10 protein-coding genes are annotated in these 19,107 nt (G+C 42.7%); all 10 read left to right on the forward strand.

Features of this window, described 5'->3' with window-relative positions:
• Positions 1-5 precede the first annotated feature (5 nt).
• A complete protein-coding gene (locus J7E57_RS24190) occupies positions 6-959 on the forward strand; it encodes a hypothetical protein (protein ID WP_215131665.1) in 954 nt (317 codons plus the stop codon).
• A gap of 94 nt (positions 960-1,053) precedes the next feature.
• Positions 1,054-2,499, forward strand: a complete 1,446-nt coding sequence (locus J7E57_RS24195) for a PP2C family protein-serine/threonine phosphatase (protein ID WP_215131666.1) — start codon at positions 1,054-1,056, stop codon at positions 2,497-2,499.
• Positions 2,486-6,589, forward strand: a complete 4,104-nt coding sequence (locus tag J7E57_RS24200) for an FtsW/RodA/SpoVE family cell cycle protein (protein WP_215131667.1) — start codon at positions 2,486-2,488, stop codon at positions 6,587-6,589. Before J7E57_RS24195 ends, J7E57_RS24200 begins: the two co-directional genes overlap by 14 nt.
• A 129-nt stretch (positions 6,590-6,718) precedes the next feature.
• Positions 6,719-7,519 (forward strand): FHA domain-containing protein, encoded by an 801-nt coding sequence (locus tag J7E57_RS24205; RefSeq protein ID WP_251030025.1) that lies wholly within the window; start codon positions 6,719-6,721, stop codon positions 7,517-7,519.
• On the forward strand, positions 7,512-8,900 hold the full coding sequence (locus J7E57_RS24210; RefSeq protein WP_215131668.1) for a serine/threonine protein kinase: 1,389 nt from the start codon (positions 7,512-7,514) through the stop codon (positions 8,898-8,900). Before J7E57_RS24205 ends, J7E57_RS24210 begins: the two co-directional genes overlap by 8 nt.
• Before the next feature lie 255 nt (positions 8,901-9,155).
• The gene (gene katG / locus J7E57_RS24215) at positions 9,156-11,432 is read left to right on the forward strand and encodes a catalase/peroxidase HPI (RefSeq protein ID WP_215131670.1); all 2,277 of its coding nucleotides are present in this window, start codon (positions 9,156-9,158) and stop codon (positions 11,430-11,432) included.
• A gap of 1,117 nt (positions 11,433-12,549) precedes the next feature.
• A complete protein-coding gene (locus J7E57_RS24220; RefSeq protein ID WP_215131671.1) occupies positions 12,550-15,750 on the forward strand; it encodes a SusC/RagA family TonB-linked outer membrane protein in 3,201 nt (1,066 codons plus the stop codon).
• A 25-nt stretch (positions 15,751-15,775) separates the two neighbouring features.
• Positions 15,776-17,332 carry a RagB/SusD family nutrient uptake outer membrane protein gene (locus J7E57_RS24225; RefSeq protein WP_215131672.1) on the forward strand — a complete coding sequence of 519 codons (1,557 nt, stop codon included), beginning with the start codon at positions 15,776-15,778 and terminating at the stop codon, positions 17,330-17,332.
• A 374-nt stretch (positions 17,333-17,706) separates the two neighbouring features.
• Positions 17,707-18,204, forward strand: coding sequence for a phosphoheptose isomerase (locus J7E57_RS24230; RefSeq protein ID WP_025142534.1), 498 nt, complete (start codon positions 17,707-17,709; stop codon positions 18,202-18,204).
• Between the two features lie 140 nt (positions 18,205-18,344).
• Positions 18,345-19,073: an acyl-CoA desaturase gene (locus J7E57_RS24235; RefSeq protein WP_215131673.1), complete on the forward strand. Its 729-nt coding sequence runs from the start codon at positions 18,345-18,347 to the stop codon at positions 19,071-19,073.
• Positions 19,074-19,107: the final 34 nt, after the last annotated feature.

Here is a 19,107-nt window from a genome sequence, read left to right on the forward strand (position 1 = left end):
AACTTATGGAAACAAAATCAAATTTCTGGCAGCGTATCGGTATTCAGGATTGGTTTCTAACCGATGAAAACAAGAGCAGTGACCAAAAAGCACCTCAACTCACCCCGGAAACGATCTACAGCTTTATTGTAGATAAATTTAAGGAGTCTATCAGGGAATTATCTTTTGCCGATCGCATCGTTTTTTATCATGAATTCATTATAACCTTCAACGCTGAAGATTACCGTGAATTTATAGACAATAAACAAGGGATTTTGGGCTTAATCGTACAAGAAACAGTCAAAAAATTCTATGCGATTTTAAGAGAACACCGTCAAGCCGGGAAAAATGTAGAGCCATCCGGTTCAAAATGGGTATTCCGGTTAGTATCACATCCTGACTATGCAAGAGGCGATAAGGGCTTTATCGGAAAACTGCTGCCGGACAACAATCAGAAATCGGAAAATTTACGTGTAACATTTATTCCCCGACAAACCGGTATTGCGCAGACATTCGATATCAACAACGATATTTTAAAGGGCTTCACTTACTACAGCGAAGGCTATATGGAAATCCCATACGATGCGCAATTGGAATATGTTGAGGGTAATACGACCCCGTCCAAGGACCAGGCCGTTCTCGGCCGGCTGGAAGCCATCATACCCGACAAGCAGTTTTCGGGCAAAAAAATAGAGTTCCTGATTAAAACAGAAGATACTATCGTTTCGGGAAACGATGACGGACGCGAAGATTCCAATATTTTCAAGATTGCCTCAGAATGGGCCAATTCACCACACCTACACATCCGCTACAACAAAACAGACGGTAATTTCTATTTAGCTTCTTTCGGCGAACTTACTACTTTGAACGAGGTTTTGGTGCCACGCAGCGAAATTAATTCACCGCAATGGGTTTCTTTGCCGCTGAACTCCAGAATGTTGCTCAACGGCATAATCGGTATAAACCTATTTAAATCCTAACTTATGTCGCAACTGCTATCAATTTTATTGTTATCACTGGTCGTTGCGCTGATGATAGTTCATTTTAAAGACATTAAAAATTCCCGTAATAAAAATGGATAAACACTTTTTTGGCCTCACAGACACCGGCAAATCCAGAGACAACAACGAGGACAGCTTTATTATTAAGTCCCTCACCGACGACCAGTTGATTTTAGCAGCTGTAATAGATGGCGTAGGTGGTTATCAAGGTGGCGAAGTAGCAGCAGGTATTGCTACGGAACAGATTTCAATGCAATTCTCAGGTCGTCCGGCCGATCCAATCTCGCAGATGATCAGCGCATTCAGGAATACAAATGAAATGATCATTGCCAAAAAGCAAACAGAGGCAGAACTTTCTGAAATGGCATGCGTGGCCACGATGGTAATTGCGGATATTGAGCATAATCAATTCTATTACGCGCACGTTGGCGATACCAGATTATACCTGCTGCGGGACGGATCGCTGATCAAAATCTCTAAAGACCATTCATTTGTAGGTTTTCTGGAAGATTCGGGAAGATTGGATGAGGCCGCTGCTATGCAGCATCTAAAACGCAATGAAATTAATAAGGCGATCGGTTTCAGCGATCAGATTGCTACCGATGAGAGCTATATTGAAACCGGCCAATCTCCTTTCCTGCCGGGCGATCTCCTCTTATTATGCAGTGATGGGCTGACCGATATGGTAAACAGGCAGGATATTACTACCCTGCTTCTACAAGGAGATACACTTGCTAAAAAAGCAGGTAATCTCATCGCGCTTGCCAATGAAAACGGCGGGCGTGACAACATCACCGTTGTGCTGTTGCAGAACAACAAAGTGCCGCAAAAGGTAATACCAACCAGATCAGACTTTAAACAACAGCCCCAGGCAGCCGCAGGAGCAGAAAATAATGAGGCAATACGGACGCCTGAAAGTCCAACAGCGGAAACCCATGCAGCGCCCAACAGAAATTATTGGTTCACTGCGTTGGTTATTTTATGCCTCATCCTTCTTGGCACTACCATATTTATGTACCTGCAGCACCAGCAAGTAGCAGCCCCTGTTTCAACACTAAATTCATTACCAAAACAAAAAGTGAGAAACAGCCAGGAGCAGTTACTACAAGATGCATTTGACCATGCTCTGGGGGACACGCTGGTACTATCCGACTCGATTTTTAAAAGTCCGGTCCTGATCAGCGATACGTTAAGCCTGCGGAAAGATACCCTGTATGTTATCGCAAAGGGTATTGTGCTGCAAGCGGATAGCGGATACAAAGGTGCAGCCATACAGATGCTATCTCAATCAAGGCTATTGAAGCTGGACAGCCTGCAGTTTAAAGGTTTCGCTACCGCTATCGCCATTTCAGATCAGGTACTGTTACTCAAAAATGTCACCTTCACCAACTGTTTAATCCCGGTACAGAATAGCATCCATTTTCCTGACGGGAAACCGGTAAATGCAGCACTGATGAAGATTGGTCCACTAAAAGACAACACCCCTAAAACCGCAGATTCAAAAAATGGAGCAGAATAAAGGAAATGTCAAAGTTAGCCGGACTCAGGAACGGATCTTCATATTAGCCACCGCAACCGTTCTCGCACTCTTCTTCTACCAATTATATGCGATCATTCAGCCTAGGTTTGAAGAAGTTGGGCCACGCTTAAAAGCCGGCACCATGGTTAATCTGAATGCCGAAAAACCTGCCGAACATATCCGTAACCTACTTAAAAAAGGTTATTATTTTGAAGATCAGCGGGACATTGATCTGATAGAAAAAACCCTTGCATCTGCAACGCCAAATGCCGAGCAACTCGACAACATTGGCGAAGTGAACAAACGCAGGTACTTTTTACCTGCAGATGAGGCCTATGCAAAAGGGGGTAAATCATTTAAAGCAAGGGTGCTGGCATCCCGGGCATTGCTTGGTTATACCGGTGATGATTCGCTTAAATTCGACCAGGAGCAAAGTAATCCCCGCCCTTACTCTTCCCAGGTAAATCTCGGCATGGGTGAGTATGATATCAGTGGGAAAATCACAGAGAATACAAAAGCTGCACCAGGAGTTTTGGTCCGTTTGGAAATGATATTGCCGCAAGACAGTATTTACAACGACGAGCCAACAGAAACCATCAAAAATATAACTGAAAAGGCAAATGGCATTACAAAGGTTTATACTTTGGATACTGGCGGTAAACGGAAACTACTCCAGCTCACCGCCTATGCCCGTACCGGTACTGCCGGGGAATTTACTTTTGCCAAGTTGCCTGGTAACCAGGCATTCAAGATATTGCCTTTAAAACCAGGTTTTCAGTTTGGCGCTTCAAAGGGCGTGCAAAACCTTGATGAAAATACCGCCTTCACATTTGAACAGCGTCCACATACGATAAAGCTTTTCTCTACCAGGGACTTCAATATCCTCAAAAAGGAAAAATCACTGATCATCAGAACACCCGAAGAATTTAACAAGTGGTTTATGATCATCTGCGGAAGCCTGATCGGTGGGTTTTTACTTCTCCACTTCATCCTGTCATGGAAATTCAGCGCTGCCGATCAGGTCATATTACCCGTAGTGATGATGCTCACAGGCATATCATTCCTGATGCTGCTGAGTTTGCAGGATCCGCTGCGAGACCGTTTTTTAGCTAAAGATTCCCTTCTATACCTGCTCATGGGTTTCGGAGGCATCTTATTGATACTGTGCTTTAAACTGCGCCGTTTCAATACCGATACCTGGCTTTACCGCCTGCTTTTATTTAAGAACATCCGATCAGCCGCAAACGGCTGGCCCTGGGCCCTGGCCGCTATCGGATTGCTGGCACTCACTATCTTATTCGGAACCGGGCCAGAAGGAAGTGGTGTAAAGGTAAACCTGTTCGGATTTCAGCCCAGTGAAGTGGTAAAGTATCTGATCATTTTTTTTCTTGCAGGATTTTTTGCCGTAAACGAGAAACTGATCAGTGAATATATGAGCTGGAAAAAAAGATGGTCATTTTTCTCCTTTGCCCTATTGGCGATACTGTTGACCCTCATGTTATTTCTGATATTGGGAGACCTTGGTCCGGCGATGGTGGTTTGTTTTACCTTTATTATACTATTTTCATTCTCCCGCGGTGATTTTATGTTCATGGCAGGCGCTATCGTGTTGTACGTATTGGCCTCATGGATTTTTGAAAACGTATGGATATCCACCGCAGTTACCTTGCTTTTGGTCGGTACGCTGATGTTTTTCGGGCGCAGGCAGCTCAGTGAGTCCGCCATCATGGTGCTGGTAATTATGTCGGCCTTTTTAACGATCGATCAGATTCCATATCTGGACCGCGTCTTCCCTGGGCCCGTGCAGCGCCTGGGGGATCGCAAAGCAATCTGGGAGGATGCCTGGAACAATGAGGTTTATGGCGGCGACCAGGTGGCCAACGGCCTGTGGGCCATGTCTACAGGCGGCGCAACCGGCCAGGGAGTGGGGCAGGGCTTTGCCAAAACCATTCCAGAAGCACATACCGATATGATCTTACCTTCAATAGGTGAAGAATTTGGATTGACGGGCATATTGTGCATCTTCCTGTTGTTCCTGTTGTACCTTCATCGATCCATTATTATCGGGAGGAGGACCGGATCACCATTTCTCTTTTATTTAAGTGCAGGGGTCGGCGTATCCACCTTTGTACAGTTCCTGCTCATAGCAGGTGGTTCTACCGGAGCGCTACCGCTATCGGGGGTATCCCTGCCCTTTCAAAGTTATGGAGGATCATCACTCGTACTCAATTTTTTAGCCGCCGGATTTTTGATGTCAGTATCTGCTGTCCGGGGCAGTGAAGTACAGATGCAGTACATTGCCAAAGCGCAGGATAAAAATCTGGTGCCGGCCCTAATTGCCGCCTGTTTGGGCATCCTGCTATTGGGCGCTAATGTATTAGGCTATGTACTTAACAACCGGAAATGGGTAGTACAGCCAGCCTTGGTGGCCGACCGTAGCGGCGCGAGAATGTTCAGTTACAATCCCCGTATCGCAATATTGATGAGCCGTTTAAAAGCCGGAACCATACACGACCGCAAGGGAATTTTAATGGCAACCAGCAACGTCGACAGTGTGAAGGCGCAACATTTTAAACTCATCGGTGCGGGTATCCCGAATTACAATCTCGATTCTGCGGTACATCAGCGTTTAGATCGGTATTATCCTTTCGAAGAACAACTGTTTTTTTGGACAGGTGATGCAAATTCAGGCATATTTAATGGAAGTGTTAACGGCTATTTTGCAGATTATGAACACGCGGCCGAACTCCGCGGCTTTAAACTGCCTGTAAAGAGTTTTACCGTACTTGCAAAGAGATACAGCGAAAACCGTTTCCTGGCACGGGGAGTTAAGGAAATGACGGTCGTGAAAAAAGATTACGCCGCACTTTCTCCGTTACTCCTTGCCGGAATCAGCAGCAAAGAGGTGGAAGATTTTAAAAATAAAAACCGCGATGTACAATTAACCATGGATGCCGGCCTGCAGACCAAGATTCAAAAGTCCATTGCCCGTGACACTTCATTATCGGATAACCGGGTTTCTGTAGTAATCATGGAAGCAAGTTCTGGTGATGTCCTTACTTCAGCTGTATATCCACTGCCACCTATACATGATTGGGAACGATTGACCATGACCAATGCAGAACAGAACCAGCTTTCGGGGTGGACAACGACCGCTGATCTTGGCTTTACCAATTTCACACAGCCAGGCTCAACCGCTAAGCTGATTACCGCCATGGCATCCTTCAATAAACTGGGCATGGCCGCTGCCGAAAAAAAATACCAGGTGGCCTCCTGGGAGCGTATCCGTACAAAAGGTATCGAGCCGGATGAAACGGGATGGATTGATCTGGAACGGGCGGTGGTGAAATCCAACAACGTCTATTTTATCAAACTTGCAAACCAGGAGCAGCTGCAGGAAAACATGGGTGAGCTGTACTTAAAAACAGGCATGTTCCTGCATGGGGCAGGAGGGTATTATTACAATAAGCCCAGCGAAAACGCAGCACAGGAAGAAAAATGGAAACAGCTTTGGCGCAGGACCGAATTCAATACCAAACCAAAGTATGATCCCAATAATATCCGAAAGACCAGGGCAAAGGGAATTTCCGGAATGTCTTGGGGACAGGGCGCACTTATTGCAACCCCGGCGGCAGTGGCAAGATTGGCTGCCGGGATTGCAAATGATGGAAACATGATTGCAAACAGGTTTGTACTTAAAGTAAGCGATCAGCCGCAGGCGATAAAAACTGGTACGAAATTGGTAAACAATCCGGCATACGCCAGGTTAATGCAGGAGTACATGATCAAACAGAGCAGCCCAAAAGTTCAAACGCTTGGACTGGCCGTTGCCGGTAAAACAGGTACACCGGAGCGGATCTGGAAAAAACAGCAGATTAATGATGGCTGGTATGTGTTTTTTGCGCCAACTGTAACTGGTAATGGCCATATTGTAGTCTGTATACGCATTGAGGCTACCAAAGGATCATCAGACGCAGTACGATTGGCCGGCAGACATGTAATCCCGTTCTTAAAAGAAGGTGGCTATATTAAAAGCATTGTTCCTTCTGCCAAAACGGATGACAATGCAACTATACCGGAATTTAATTGAAGAGATGAAACATTTAACTCAAAGCATCAATCAATAGCTTGTGTAGCTTCACCACAAATTGGGAACAGAGCAAATGTTTAATTCCATATTTTTATAACATAATAGCAAAGCATTAACAAAAACATACAGATGAAAATGATATTCGACCTCTTCAAAAGCGCAAGTGGGGAACATCCCGATGATGTGAAGGGAATCAGGCACGCATTACTACAGTTTGTAAAACAGGAGTTACAAAAAGCGGAGGGCGGAGAAGGCGCAAACATCAAAGGTTTGGGTATTTTTATCCACTGCAGCCCTGCAGCGCACCATGTGTATGAAGCTGCCGTGTTTACCGAGGATCCCGAACAATTAAAAAACGAGATACAACGCATCAGTGATGACTATTCCCTGGATCTGCCCTCAGGCTGGTCACTCACAGTTGCTTTCGATGAAGCCTTTCCTGACGACGCGGTTCAAATGCAAAATCTGCCGATAGCACTGTTGGTCAAAACCAAAACCCATTTTGTTAAGCAACAGGCTAAAGCCTACCTAAAAGCACTTAGCGGCAAGACTTTACAGCCAATCTACGAAATAACTTCAATGGGTGGAAAATACAATATCGGCAGAGATGAAAAGGCACAGTCTGATGAAGGTTTTTTCCGCACCAACCACATTGCATTTCCATCAGAAAGTGATGATGAACGAAATAAGTACATCAGCCGGCAGCATGCGCATATCGAATGGGATACAAGCATAGCCAAATTTGTAATCTTCGCAGATGAAGGTGGAATACCTCCCCGCAATAAGGTCAAACTACGTTCAGCACTTACCGAAAAGACGGTAAAACTCCATGCCACCCAGATCGGGCAGGAATTAGCCGAGGGAGATCAGATTATCTTAGGCGAATCGGTCGTATTGGAGTTTAGCTTTAAGCCGCAGCATCATGAGTAAAATTTTTACAATTGCAGAAGGGCTACAAAACCTCGGCGCATTAAAAACCGGTGGGCAGGGATCTGTTTACAAGGGGATGCGCATGGGGCCGGTTTATTCTGCCATCAAACTTATTCCTACACCAATCTACGTGGAGGATGAAAGCGATAAAAACTACCGGAATTTTCTCAATGAAGTGAATAAGCTGCAGCAGGTAAACATCCATTCCAGCCCGAATGTGGTGAAGATACTCAGTTCAGGGATTACCGATAGCGGGTCCTTTCCTTATATAGAAATGGAATACATCGAAGGTCCCGAACTCAGCGAACTGTTATTGCCTCCGCATCAAAAAGTTTTCACTGTTAAAGAACTGCTGAAAGTCGCTGAACAGCTGGCTGCTGCACTTGCACACTGTCATCAGTTTGGGGTCAAACATGGCGATGTTAAAAGCAATAATGTAAAGTACAATACGCAGACCGCCAATTACGTGCTCTTGGATTTTGGCTTGGCCATTATGAGTGAAGAGCAGCGCAGAACAAGCATTCGGCATGCCGGGGCAGTAGAATTTATGGCACCGGAACAGCATGAGGGGAAAATGCTGTTACAGACGGACATTTATAGTTACGGTATCATCCTGTATGAACTCCTGGCCGGGCAGGTTCCTTTTCCACTCGAAGGAGGAGGCGATACCGCCCGCAATACGGTTATGATATCACATCTTGAAAAGGAAATCCCAAATGCCATGTCGCTGCGTAAAAGCAATCTGGAAAATACGTTTCAGGACGATATTCTGCATGCGGAAATGCAGGTACCCTACTGGTTGATTGAGCTGATCGGGCGATGCCTGCAAAAAAATCCAGATGAACGGTATGCCAATGGAATGGAACTGCAGAAGGCAGTTACTGCCGGGCTATTGTCGGTACCACAAGACATCAGGCGCAGAGAAAATACTATACCCAACGAAGCCTTACATTATGCCGGCTTATATGGTGAGACACAAAAAAAGAACGAAAAGCTTGAAAAAGAGCTGGCCACATTAAAACCCCTGGCCCTGAAGGCCGGAATAAAATACAATACTTCGACCGGTGAATATCACCAGGAAAATTACATCCATGCGCCAAGAAAGGCTTTTTTAGGTTACGCTGCCGCCTGTGCCTTAGTTGTAGCCTTTGTAGCTTACAGCTTAGCTAAGACAGAAAACAATAATATTACGGCCATGCCGATAACCCCATACCGGTCACCATTTGAAATCGCAAATCAGCAATACAGGCAAGCGCTGCAAGAAGCGAGAGAAGACAGCATCCGGAAAGCAAAAATGCAATGGGCGCAGCAAGTAAAAGCAACCGAAAAAGCCAAGAAACAGAACGGTAAAAAGAAGAAGAAATTTCTGGGTATATTCTGAGAAAGCCAGTTACATCATACCTTCCGAAATTTAAATACTTAATGTGGCCTTTTATTTTAAGGAAGGATTAACATAAGGTTAAATTTTAATGATCTAAGCCTTGGCATCCTCCTAAATTGCTGATATAGCATAGTAATAGATTCTAACTATTCCATTATAGAATTAAATGATTGTGATTAGTTCTTTCAATTCTCTAAATTTATAATAATCTGGTTAAGCTTTAATAAGGAATTAGATTATACTAACAAAAAATATATGGAAAAAGAATCGAACGATATCAGCAAGTGCCCGTTTCATAATGGCAGCATGAAAAGTAATGTAGGTGGTGGCGGTACCCGAAATGGCGACTGGTGGCCAAAGCAGTTAAAGTTGGGTATTTTACGTCAGCATTCTAACTTATCCAACCCAATGGACGGCGAATTTAGTTATGCCGAAGCTTTTAAAAGTTTAGACTTAGCCGCATTAAAGGCAGATCTTCATGCACTGATGACCGATTCGCAAGATTGGTGGCCGGCAGATTTTGGTCACTATGGAGGTTTATTTATCCGTATGGCATGGCACAGTGCCGGAACCTACAGGGTGGGCGATGGCCGTGGTGGTGCTGGTGCCGGATTACAACGTTTTGCACCGCTGAACAGCTGGCCGGATAATGTGAGCCTTGATAAAGCCCGCAGATTACTTTGGCCGATTAAACAAAAATACGGGAGCAAAATTTCGTGGGCAGATTTAATGATCTTAACCGGTAATATTGCCTTAGAATCGATGGGCTTTAAAACCTTTGGTTTTGCAGGTGGGCGTGAGGACGTTTGGGAAGCAGATGAATCGGTATATTGGGGTTCGGAAACAACCTGGCTGGGTGGCGATCTCCGTTATGCACACGGTTCAGATGGCGCACATAAAGCACATGGGGTAGTGGTTACGGATGACGATGCCGATGGAGATGTTCACTCACGTAATTTAGAAAAACCACTTGCCGCTGTGCAAATGGGATTAATATATGTAAACCCTGAGGGGCCGGATGGAAATCCAGACCCAATTCTTGCAGCGAAAGATATCCGCGATACGTTTGGCCGCATGGCGATGGATGATGAAGAAACGGTCGCATTAATTGCTGGTGGGCACACTTTTGGTAAAACCCATGGTGCTGCTTCAGCAGATCACGTGGGCAAAGAGCCTGAAGCTGCGGGAATCGAAAGCCAGGGCTTAGGATGGAACAATAGTTACGCTTCTGGCAAAGGTGCTGATGCCATTACGAGCGGATTAGAAGTAACCTGGACCACAACACCTACACAATGGAGCAATAATTTTTTCGAAAACCTGTTTGGATTTGAATGGGAGTTATCGAAAAGCCCTGCCGGTGCACATCAATGGAAAGCTGTAAATGCAGCCGCCATTATTCCTGATGCATTTGACGGATCGAAAAAACATCTGCCAACGATGCTTACCACCGATCTTTCTTTAAGGTTCGATCCGGTTTATGAAAAAATATCAAGACGTTTCTTAGAAAATCCAGATCAGTTTGCTGATGCATTTGCCAGGGCATGGTTTAAATTAACCCATCGCGATATGGGGCCTTTGGCACGTTACTTAGGGCCAGATGTACCACAAGAAGAATTGCTTTGGCAAGATCCAATACCTGCGGTTAACCATGCATTGATTAACGAAAGTGATATCGCAACATTAAAAGCAAAAGTATTGGCTTCAGGATTGAGTGTGGCCGAATTGGTATCTACCACCTGGGCTTCGGCTTCTACTTTCCGCGGTTCTGATAAACGTGGTGGTGCCAATGGTGCACGGATCCGTTTGGCTCCTCAAAAAGATTGGGCAGTTAACAATCCTTCACAATTGCAGAAAGTATTGGGCGTATTAGCGAATATTCAAAATGAATTTAATGCAGCACAGATTGATGGTAAAAAAGTTTCACTGGCCGATTTAATTGTATTGGCAGGTGCTGCTGCGGTAGAAAAAGCTGCTGCTGATGCCGGGCATTCAGTTACAGTGCCTTTTGCACCGGGGAGAATGGACGCTTCGCAAGAGCAAACCGATGTGGAATCTTTTGGTTATTTAGAGCCAGCTGCTGATGGTTTCCGTAACTACCGTAATTCAAAATCTCCTGTTCCTACAGAAGAATTCCTGATTGATAAAGCCCAGTTGCTTACTTTAACAGCACCTGAATTGACGGTGTTGGTAGGTGGTTTACGTGCGTTGGATACAAATTTTGATGGTTCGAAAAATGGTGTCTTAACCGAAAAACCCGGCCAGTTAACTAACGACTTTTTTGTAAACCTACTGGATATGGAAACCGCATGGAAAGCTGTTGCAGAAGATAAAGAACTCTATATCGGAAGCAGCCGTTCAACTGGTCAGCCAAAATGGACCGCAACCCGTGCAGATCTTGTATTTGGTTCTAATGCAGAGCTTAGGGCAATTGCAGAGGTATACGCAAGTACAGATGCACAAGGCAAATTTGTAAAAGACTTTGTGGCCACCTGGAATAAAGTAATGAATTTAGACCGTTTTGATTTAAATTAATCCCAAAGGTGTCATAGGTTGATAAAGAGACTGTATCAAAACAACAAATTCAGAAATAGTAAAAGAATTAAATTAGGCGGTGTCGTCATGCTCAGCTTGACTGGGCATCTTAATGCTTTGGTAGGGACTTATTTTTTGCCTTTCTATCGCATTAAGATTCCCGTTTTCACGGGAATGACGACCTTTCAAAATATTATTTTGCCAAAAATCTCCAAAATCAATTCTGATACAGCCTCTTTTCTGAACGGGTCGTCACCCTGAATTCATTTCAGGGTCCTAATAGCAGGAAAGATGCTGAAATAAATTCAGCATGGCGATTGTGTGAGGTAAATCGACTGTAAAACACTCACTATGATTCAAATATTAATTCTAAATAACTTGTTTTATTAAAACTTAGGTTAAAAGATTTTTTTATTTCTTAAAACAATTCTCAAACTTATTTGTCTTTTAATTTCATTAGTTTGTTTGGTTTAGTTTTATTGGTGGATGCGGATAAGACAAAATAATTGGCCTCATAGCAATATGGGGCTTTCTTGTTTATATACGGCAAGGCCCAAACACAACATTGGCGATAGCAATGCTGATCAATGTTACTTATAAGAAACCTGATGTGCTTTCTCTTGAAAAAAACTTAATTTTTTTATCAAATTCTTAAAAATACACTTAAGTAGGTGAGGCATAGTGAATTTAGACTGAGCCATTTTTTGATTTGCCTGAAATACTTATTCAAAAATTTTTGCGCTTGTAAAAGTAATCATACTGTAATCGGATTTATACGATAGTGTACTTCTAATGATCAAAATAATATTCTTGATTTTGTGATAAAATATTTAATATTGAATTGATAAATCGATTTATCGATAACCGAATATGATGATGAGCTTAGGAATATTTGCTACCTGTGGTGCAGTATATGTCTGTGTAGTTTATTTGTGTGTAGTTTTTAACCCGTTTAAAAATACGATCTCCCATCACACAATTGCTTTTAACTCAAAGCCTTCTGACTAAAGATGATGATTTGCCGTCAATTATTTTTTATTGAATAATTGATAAAACGTTTTAGCTGCTAGCAGTTGAATTATATATTGTTAACTAATCATTTACTAAACCTAAACCAATGAAAATCAATCTACTAAAGATTTCAGGGCTTTCTGTGCTTTTTTTGCTCAATAGTCCTGCTTTTTCGATGAATCCGGTTGCTGAAAAATCCGAGGGGTTTTCTGAGCTAAATATGCCTTTAGTGCATATCCAAAACCGAAAAGTAATTACAGGGACCGTATTAGACGAAAAAAACATGCCTATTCCAGGAGTTGGCATCAAAAACATTTCGTCAGGTAAAACTGCTGTAACTGATGAAGCTGGTAAATTCAGCATTGAGGCCAACACAAACGATGTGATCCGTTTTTCTTATGTGGGCTATCAAAACAAAGATATAACAGTAGGCAATGAAGCTAACATTAGCGTTAAAATGGCACCTGCCGAAGCCAATAAGTTAGATGAAGTAGTGGTAATTGGTTATGGATCGGTGAAAAAAACAGATCTTACGGGTTCTGTTGGTGTGGTCAAAGCTAGCGAACTTCAGGAACGTCCGTCTTCATCGCTAAACCAGGCACTAGCTGGCCGTATTTCTGGCGTACAGGTAAACACAAACTCGGGTAGACCCGGCGGGCAGACCAATATCAAAATCCGTGGATTTAGTTCAATCAACACAAGCAACAATCCACTTTATGTGGTAGATGGTGTGGCTTTGCCAGTGGGCTCGCAAACACAGAACAGCAACGCTATCGATTACATTAACCCAAGCGATATCGCTTCAGTAGAGGTGTTAAAGGATGCTTCTTCAACGGCCATATACGGTGCCAGGGGTGCAAATGGGGTAATTTTAATCACCACCAAAAAAGGAACAGCAAATGCCCAACGCATTACCTATGATGCAGATTTTGGTATAAATACATTGGCGGCACACCATGTTAAGATGCTCGATGCCTTCGAGTACGTTAAAGTGCAGGATCTGGCTTATGAGAATATTAAAGTTTACGATCCGGTAGGTTGGGCAGCAGGAAGTTACGCATCCACACCCGTTCCAAAAGCGGCCAGAATTGCCCTACCGCAATTTTTCGATGGCAATGGAAATCCATTATATAATACCGATTGGTTAAAAGAATCTACACAGAACAAACTTTCGCAAAATCACCAGTTGGGTTTTACAGGTGGAAACGAAAATAGTACTTACGGTGTTTTTGCAGGCTACCGCGATGACCAGGGACTTTTACTGAACTCTTATTTAAAACGATATTCGGGCAGGTTTAATTTCGATAGTAAAATTAAACCATGGTTAAAGGTAGGCGGTAATTTGAGCTACAATAACCAAAATGAAAACATTGTTGATCAGGGAACTGGCGGCTTAAATTCGGTCCGTATGATTACAGAAGCATTCCCTTTTCTACCGATTAAACTGGCAGATGGTAAGTGGGGTGATAATAAACTGATTCCATGGGCAGAAGGAGGCTCCAATCCGGTGCACATCTTAACTGATCAAAAATATGGAATGGTTACCCAAACTGCTTTGGGGAGTATTTACTCTACCATTAGCTTTAGCAAAGATTTAGAGTTCCGTACCCAGTTAGGGGCCAATATTGTGAGCCGTAATATTAACGAGTACAATGCCAAACAATTATACGGTATCTCTGATGGCCAGAATGGAACGGCAAATGTAACCGATGATCGGGAAACCTTCTGGTCACTGGAAAATTATTTAACCTATAATAAACGTTTTGCCGAATCGCATGCCATTAATGCGTTATTGGGTATCTCCTGGCAGGCTACCAGCTTTTTTAGCAATACCAGCCATGCCGAGAATTTTGTAACCGATTTTTACGGAAACAATAACATGGGCTCTGGAAGTAAATCGATTACGGTTGGCTCTAGCCGTAACAGATCGGCTTTTAACTCTTATTTTGGAAGGTTAAACTATGCTTTTAAAGATAAATACCTGGTTACATTTACGGGTAGGGTAGATGGATCATCCAAATTCGGAGAGAACCATAAGTTTGCCTTTTTTCCTTCGGCGGCATTGGCCTGGAAAGCTTCAGACGAAGATTTTCTTAAAGGAAACAAAACCATCTCTAACTTAAAACTAAGAACCAGTTATGGTTTAAGTGGTAACTCGGAGCTCCCTGCGTATCAGTCGCTCGCCACATTGGTTAATAACTCAGCTATTATTAATGATAGTAAGGTAACCGGTATTGGCATCGGCAGGTTGGCCAATCCGGATCTGGTTTGGGAAAAAACAGCACAGGTTGATGCGGGTTTAGAATTAGGCTTGTTTAACAACCGCATTAATTTGGAGGCCGATCTTTATTATAGAAAAACAACCGATATGTTATTGGACGCCCCGGTTCCACGTACTACGGGGTACTCGGTGATCAGAAAAAATATCGGGTCTATGCAGAACAAAGGTTTAGATTTAGGGATTAATACGGTAAACGTACAAACCGACGATTTTACCTGGAAAACCAGCTTCAATATCTCACTTAACCGTAACAAGGTACTTTCTTTGGCTACTCCTGATGATATTTTTGGTGTGGGTAACCCAAATTTTACTAATCAGACTGGTATTATCAGGGTAGGTGAGCCTGTGGGTTCATTCTGGGGGCTTGTACGTTTAGGAACCTGGAGCGAGGCCGAAAGGGCAGAAGCAGCCAAATATGTAAGTTACCGGGGTGGTAAAACTTTGCTTCCTGGAGATATTAAATATTTAGATGTAAACGGCGATCATGCCATTACAGATGCCGACCGTCAGATTATTGGTAACGGAACGCCGAAAGGCTGGGGGTCGTTTGGTAACTCATTCCGCTATAAAAACTTAGAGCTGATTGTAGAACTTCAATATTCTTATGGAAATGATGTGTTGAATATGACCCATCACTCGGGTGAAGACAGACAGGTACAGGCCAATAGCTTTGCCAGCGTATTGAATGCGTGGACTCCTCAGAATCAAAATACACCGATCGCTGCAATCAGGGATCAATCTGCCGGATATGTTACCAACGTGGATACCCATTGGTTAGAAGACGGTTCTTTCATCCGTGGAAAAAACCTTTTACTAGGTTATACTTTTGATAAAACACTTGTCGAAAAATTACGCTTAAGCAAACTTCGTGTTTATGCATCTGTTCAAAATTTCTTCCTGGCAACCAAGTATACAGGTAACGACCCTGAGGTAACTACCTATGGAAATGCATTTGCACAGGGTCAAACATTTTTCGATTATCCAAAGCCAACTACATTCATGGTAGGTTTAAACATTGGATTATAACATTAACTAAAGAAAGGATATCAACATGAAAATGAACATAAAAAATATCGCTGCTTTGTTGTTGCTAAGCGGCACTATAATCGGAAACTCGGGATGTAAGAAGTTTTTAGATGAAACAGATCCCACCAATCTTTCGCCCAGTAGTTTTTATACTTTACCAGAACATGCGGAAGCAGGTATTGCTGCTGTTTATGCAGAGATTCGGTTTATTGGAAACGGTGCCGGTATTTATTCCAACAACTGGCAGATGCTTGATGCGCCAACCGGCATACAATCTACCGAAACAGCACAAAACTCCGATCTGAACAATTTGTATTCATTAATTTATGATGGAACAAACCTGCATGTTAACCAAAACTGGAACGGATTTTATAAAGTGATTGCACAAGCTAACCTGGTGTTGGATAAAGTTCCGGGCATTAACCCGATGGACAATGCACAGAAAAAAAGGATTTTAGGAGAGGCTGCTTTCATCAGGGCCTGGGCATATTTTTACCTGGTACGTTTATGGGGCGATGTGCCTTTAATCACTAAACCGATTACAAGTCCTAATGATCCCAATTTTTCTCCTTCCCGTACACCACAAGAGCAGGTATACAAACTCATTGTTGATGATCTGGTTGCTGCAGAAGCGGCAGGTTTGCCTTTTATGGACGCAAGTGGACGTGTTTCTACAGCAGCAATTAAGTCTGAACTGGCAAAAGTATATTTAACCATGGCCGGACAGCCTCTTAACAAAGGAGCAGCTTATTATAAATTAGCTGCAGATAAGGCCAAAGAGGTAATCGATTATTCAACCGGGAATCCAACATCACTTGGCTTGTTCCCTGGTTATGGAGCCCTTCACGATGCGAAGAATGACAATAAAGTAGAGCATTTATTCGGAATCCAATACAATGACGCTGCCGGATCTGGCAACCCCTTGCAATCATCTTATTTACCTTTGCACCAGCCATTGGTTTCTAAAATTGATGGCATTGGAACGGCTATTCCAACCGCAGGTTTTTATGGTTCGTATGAGGCGGGAGATTTAAGGGCTAAAAACAGAGAAGGTTATTTCTTTACCGATTATTATACCGATGGATTTAAAATGCCGTTGATTAACCGCGGTAAGCCTTATGTTTTTAAACACTTCGATCTGATTGCAAATGGAACACTAGGTGTAGAAGGTACCAGCAGGAGCGATCTGAATATTCCACAGATCCGTTATGCCGAAACCTTATTAATTTATGCAGAAGCACAGAACAGGGCAGATGGTAGTCCGAATGTTGCTGCCTATGCTGCGGTAAATGCAGTACGAAAAAGAGCGCAATTGGCTGATCTTGCAGGTTTGAGCCAGACACAGTTTGAAGAAGCGGTTTGGAGAGAGCGCTGGCACGAGCTGTGTTACGAAGGTATTACCTGGTTTGATATGGTCCGCTTGCGTAAAGTGTACAATGAAACCACCAATGGTTTTGATAATTTTGTTGGCCACATTAATAAAAGTGTAAACCAACCTTTGCAAACCAAACATTTATTGTTCCCGATTCCTACTCCAGAAATCAAAAACAACCCTAACCTGACTCCAAATCCAGGTTATTAAACAACAGTATTTTATTATTTCTAATGGTTGGTGTTACACCGACCATTAGAAATGTTTTAACAAAAAAACGGGTGCCCGATACGAGGCATCCGTTTTCATCGTCGTTTCGGTTGAAGCACAACCGAATAGAGATCCCTCGCCGCCGCTCGGGAGTGTACTAAAGCAATGGAGGTGTTTATCAGCAATTTTATAGCCTTTAACTATTGTATGGGCAGATTTTACGGTAATTCGTAAATTGAGTTTAAAAAATAAAAGGCGTGAAGAGGCTTTTTTAATTTATTAGGCTTATTTTTGCGGCAAATTATAGAACCACACAGGGAGATTAATTGATGCCTGTGAACCTCGACAATCATTAGAAAACTAATATTTTATCAATGACAAACGACAAAAAAGAAATATTCGAAAGCGTAGCACAACGTTTAAAAATTGAAGGTTTTAATGTAGTAAACCGCGATGAAACACGCCCCTGGGGTGGTTTTTTTGTAATAGATGAAGCACAGGCGCAACAATTTGCCGATACTTATTTTGATGGATTAAATGTTGAAGACCTTAAAATTGGCGGTAAATTAAGTCCAAAAATTTTAATCGTTGCACCAAATACACGTCTTTCGTGGCAATATCACCACCGCAGAGCCGAAATCTGGCAAGTGGTAACCGGTACTGTTGGCATTAAAACCAGCCAAACTGATGAAGAAGGTGAAGTGAAAAAATATGCTCCAAAAGACCAGATCAAATTACAACAAGGTGAACGCCACCGCTTAATCGGTTTAGAAGATTGGGGTGTTGTAGCAGAAATATGGCAGCATACCGATGCTTCAAACCCATCAGATGAAAGCGATATCGTACGTGTTCAAGACGATTTCGGTAGATAATAAATAATTTAAAAAATAATCCTGTTCTATGCATTGGAACAGGATTATTTTTGTCTAAACGCTTAATTTAAAGCGTTTTTTCTACGCGATTAAAAACTAAACGCCCTCAAAATACGTTTATAAAGCATACACATCCTTACATGATTATCTTCATTTTTTTTCTTTGCCATTGGTTTTTATCCCTGTTTAGCCAAACCTTTTTCCTTCACCGTTACTCGTCGCACAAGATGTTTAAAATGGAGCTTTTTTGGGAGCGGTTTTTCTATCTGATATTGCTGATCTCGCAAGGCTCATCATTTTTAAACCCCAGGGCTTATGCCATTCTGCACCGGATGCACCATGCTTATAGCGACACAGAGAAAGATCCACACTCGCCACATTTTTTTAAAGATGTTTTCGGGATGATGGTTGCAACGAAGAATATGTACATGAATTATCTGCAATTTAAAATACAGCCAGAGCCAGCTTTCCAGGGAAATTATCCTGAATGGCCAATTGTGGATAAGATTGGAAATTCATGGGCCTGGAGAATTGCATGCGGCCTATTTTACATTGGTTTTTATGTTGCTTTTGCCAACCATTGGTGGCTGTTTATTTTATTGCCGATCCACTTTTTGATGGGCCCTTTACATGGGGCAATTGTAAACTGGTGTGGCCATAAATATGGCTATTCTAACCATGATAATGATGATCATAGCAAAAACTCATTACCTTGGGATTTCTTATTAATGGGTGAACTTTTTCAGAACAACCACCACAAAAAACCAAACAGTCCTAACTTTGCTACCAAATGGTGGGAATTTGATCCAACCTATCCCGTAATGAAGGTATTGCACTGGATGCGTATTATAAAAATTAGAAAGGTTTAAGGGAAGACTAAAGCTCAAAACTAAGTGCTCCGTC

The organism is Pedobacter sp. ISL-64 (assembly GCF_018613605.1).
Taxonomy (GTDB): domain Bacteria; phylum Bacteroidota; class Bacteroidia; order Sphingobacteriales; family Sphingobacteriaceae; genus Pedobacter.

Bases quoted from the DNA above. Each gene is read 5' to 3' on its own strand.
- J7E57_RS24225 (WP_215131672.1), top strand. From the start codon at position 15,776: ATGAAAATGAACATAAAAAATATCGCTGCTTTGTTGTTGCTAAGCGGC.
- katG (WP_215131670.1), top strand. From the start codon at position 9,156: ATGGAAAAAGAATCGAACGATATCAGCAAGTGCCCGTTTCATAATGGC.
- J7E57_RS24220 (WP_215131671.1), top strand. From the start codon at position 12,550: ATGAAAATCAATCTACTAAAGATTTCAGGGCTTTCTGTGCTTTTTTTG.
- J7E57_RS24195 (WP_215131666.1), top strand. From the start codon at position 1,054: ATGGATAAACACTTTTTTGGCCTCACAGACACCGGCAAATCCAGAGAC.
- J7E57_RS24205 (WP_251030025.1), top strand. From the start codon at position 6,719: ATGAAAATGATATTCGACCTCTTCAAAAGCGCAAGTGGGGAACATCCC.
- J7E57_RS24200 (WP_215131667.1), top strand. From the start codon at position 2,486: ATGGAGCAGAATAAAGGAAATGTCAAAGTTAGCCGGACTCAGGAACGG.
- J7E57_RS24230 (WP_025142534.1), top strand. From the start codon at position 17,707: ATGACAAACGACAAAAAAGAAATATTCGAAAGCGTAGCACAACGTTTA.
- J7E57_RS24235 (WP_215131673.1), top strand. From the start codon at position 18,345: ATGATTATCTTCATTTTTTTTCTTTGCCATTGGTTTTTATCCCTGTTT.
- J7E57_RS24210 (WP_215131668.1), top strand. From the start codon at position 7,512: ATGAGTAAAATTTTTACAATTGCAGAAGGGCTACAAAACCTCGGCGCA.
- J7E57_RS24190 (WP_215131665.1), top strand. From the start codon at position 6: ATGGAAACAAAATCAAATTTCTGGCAGCGTATCGGTATTCAGGATTGG.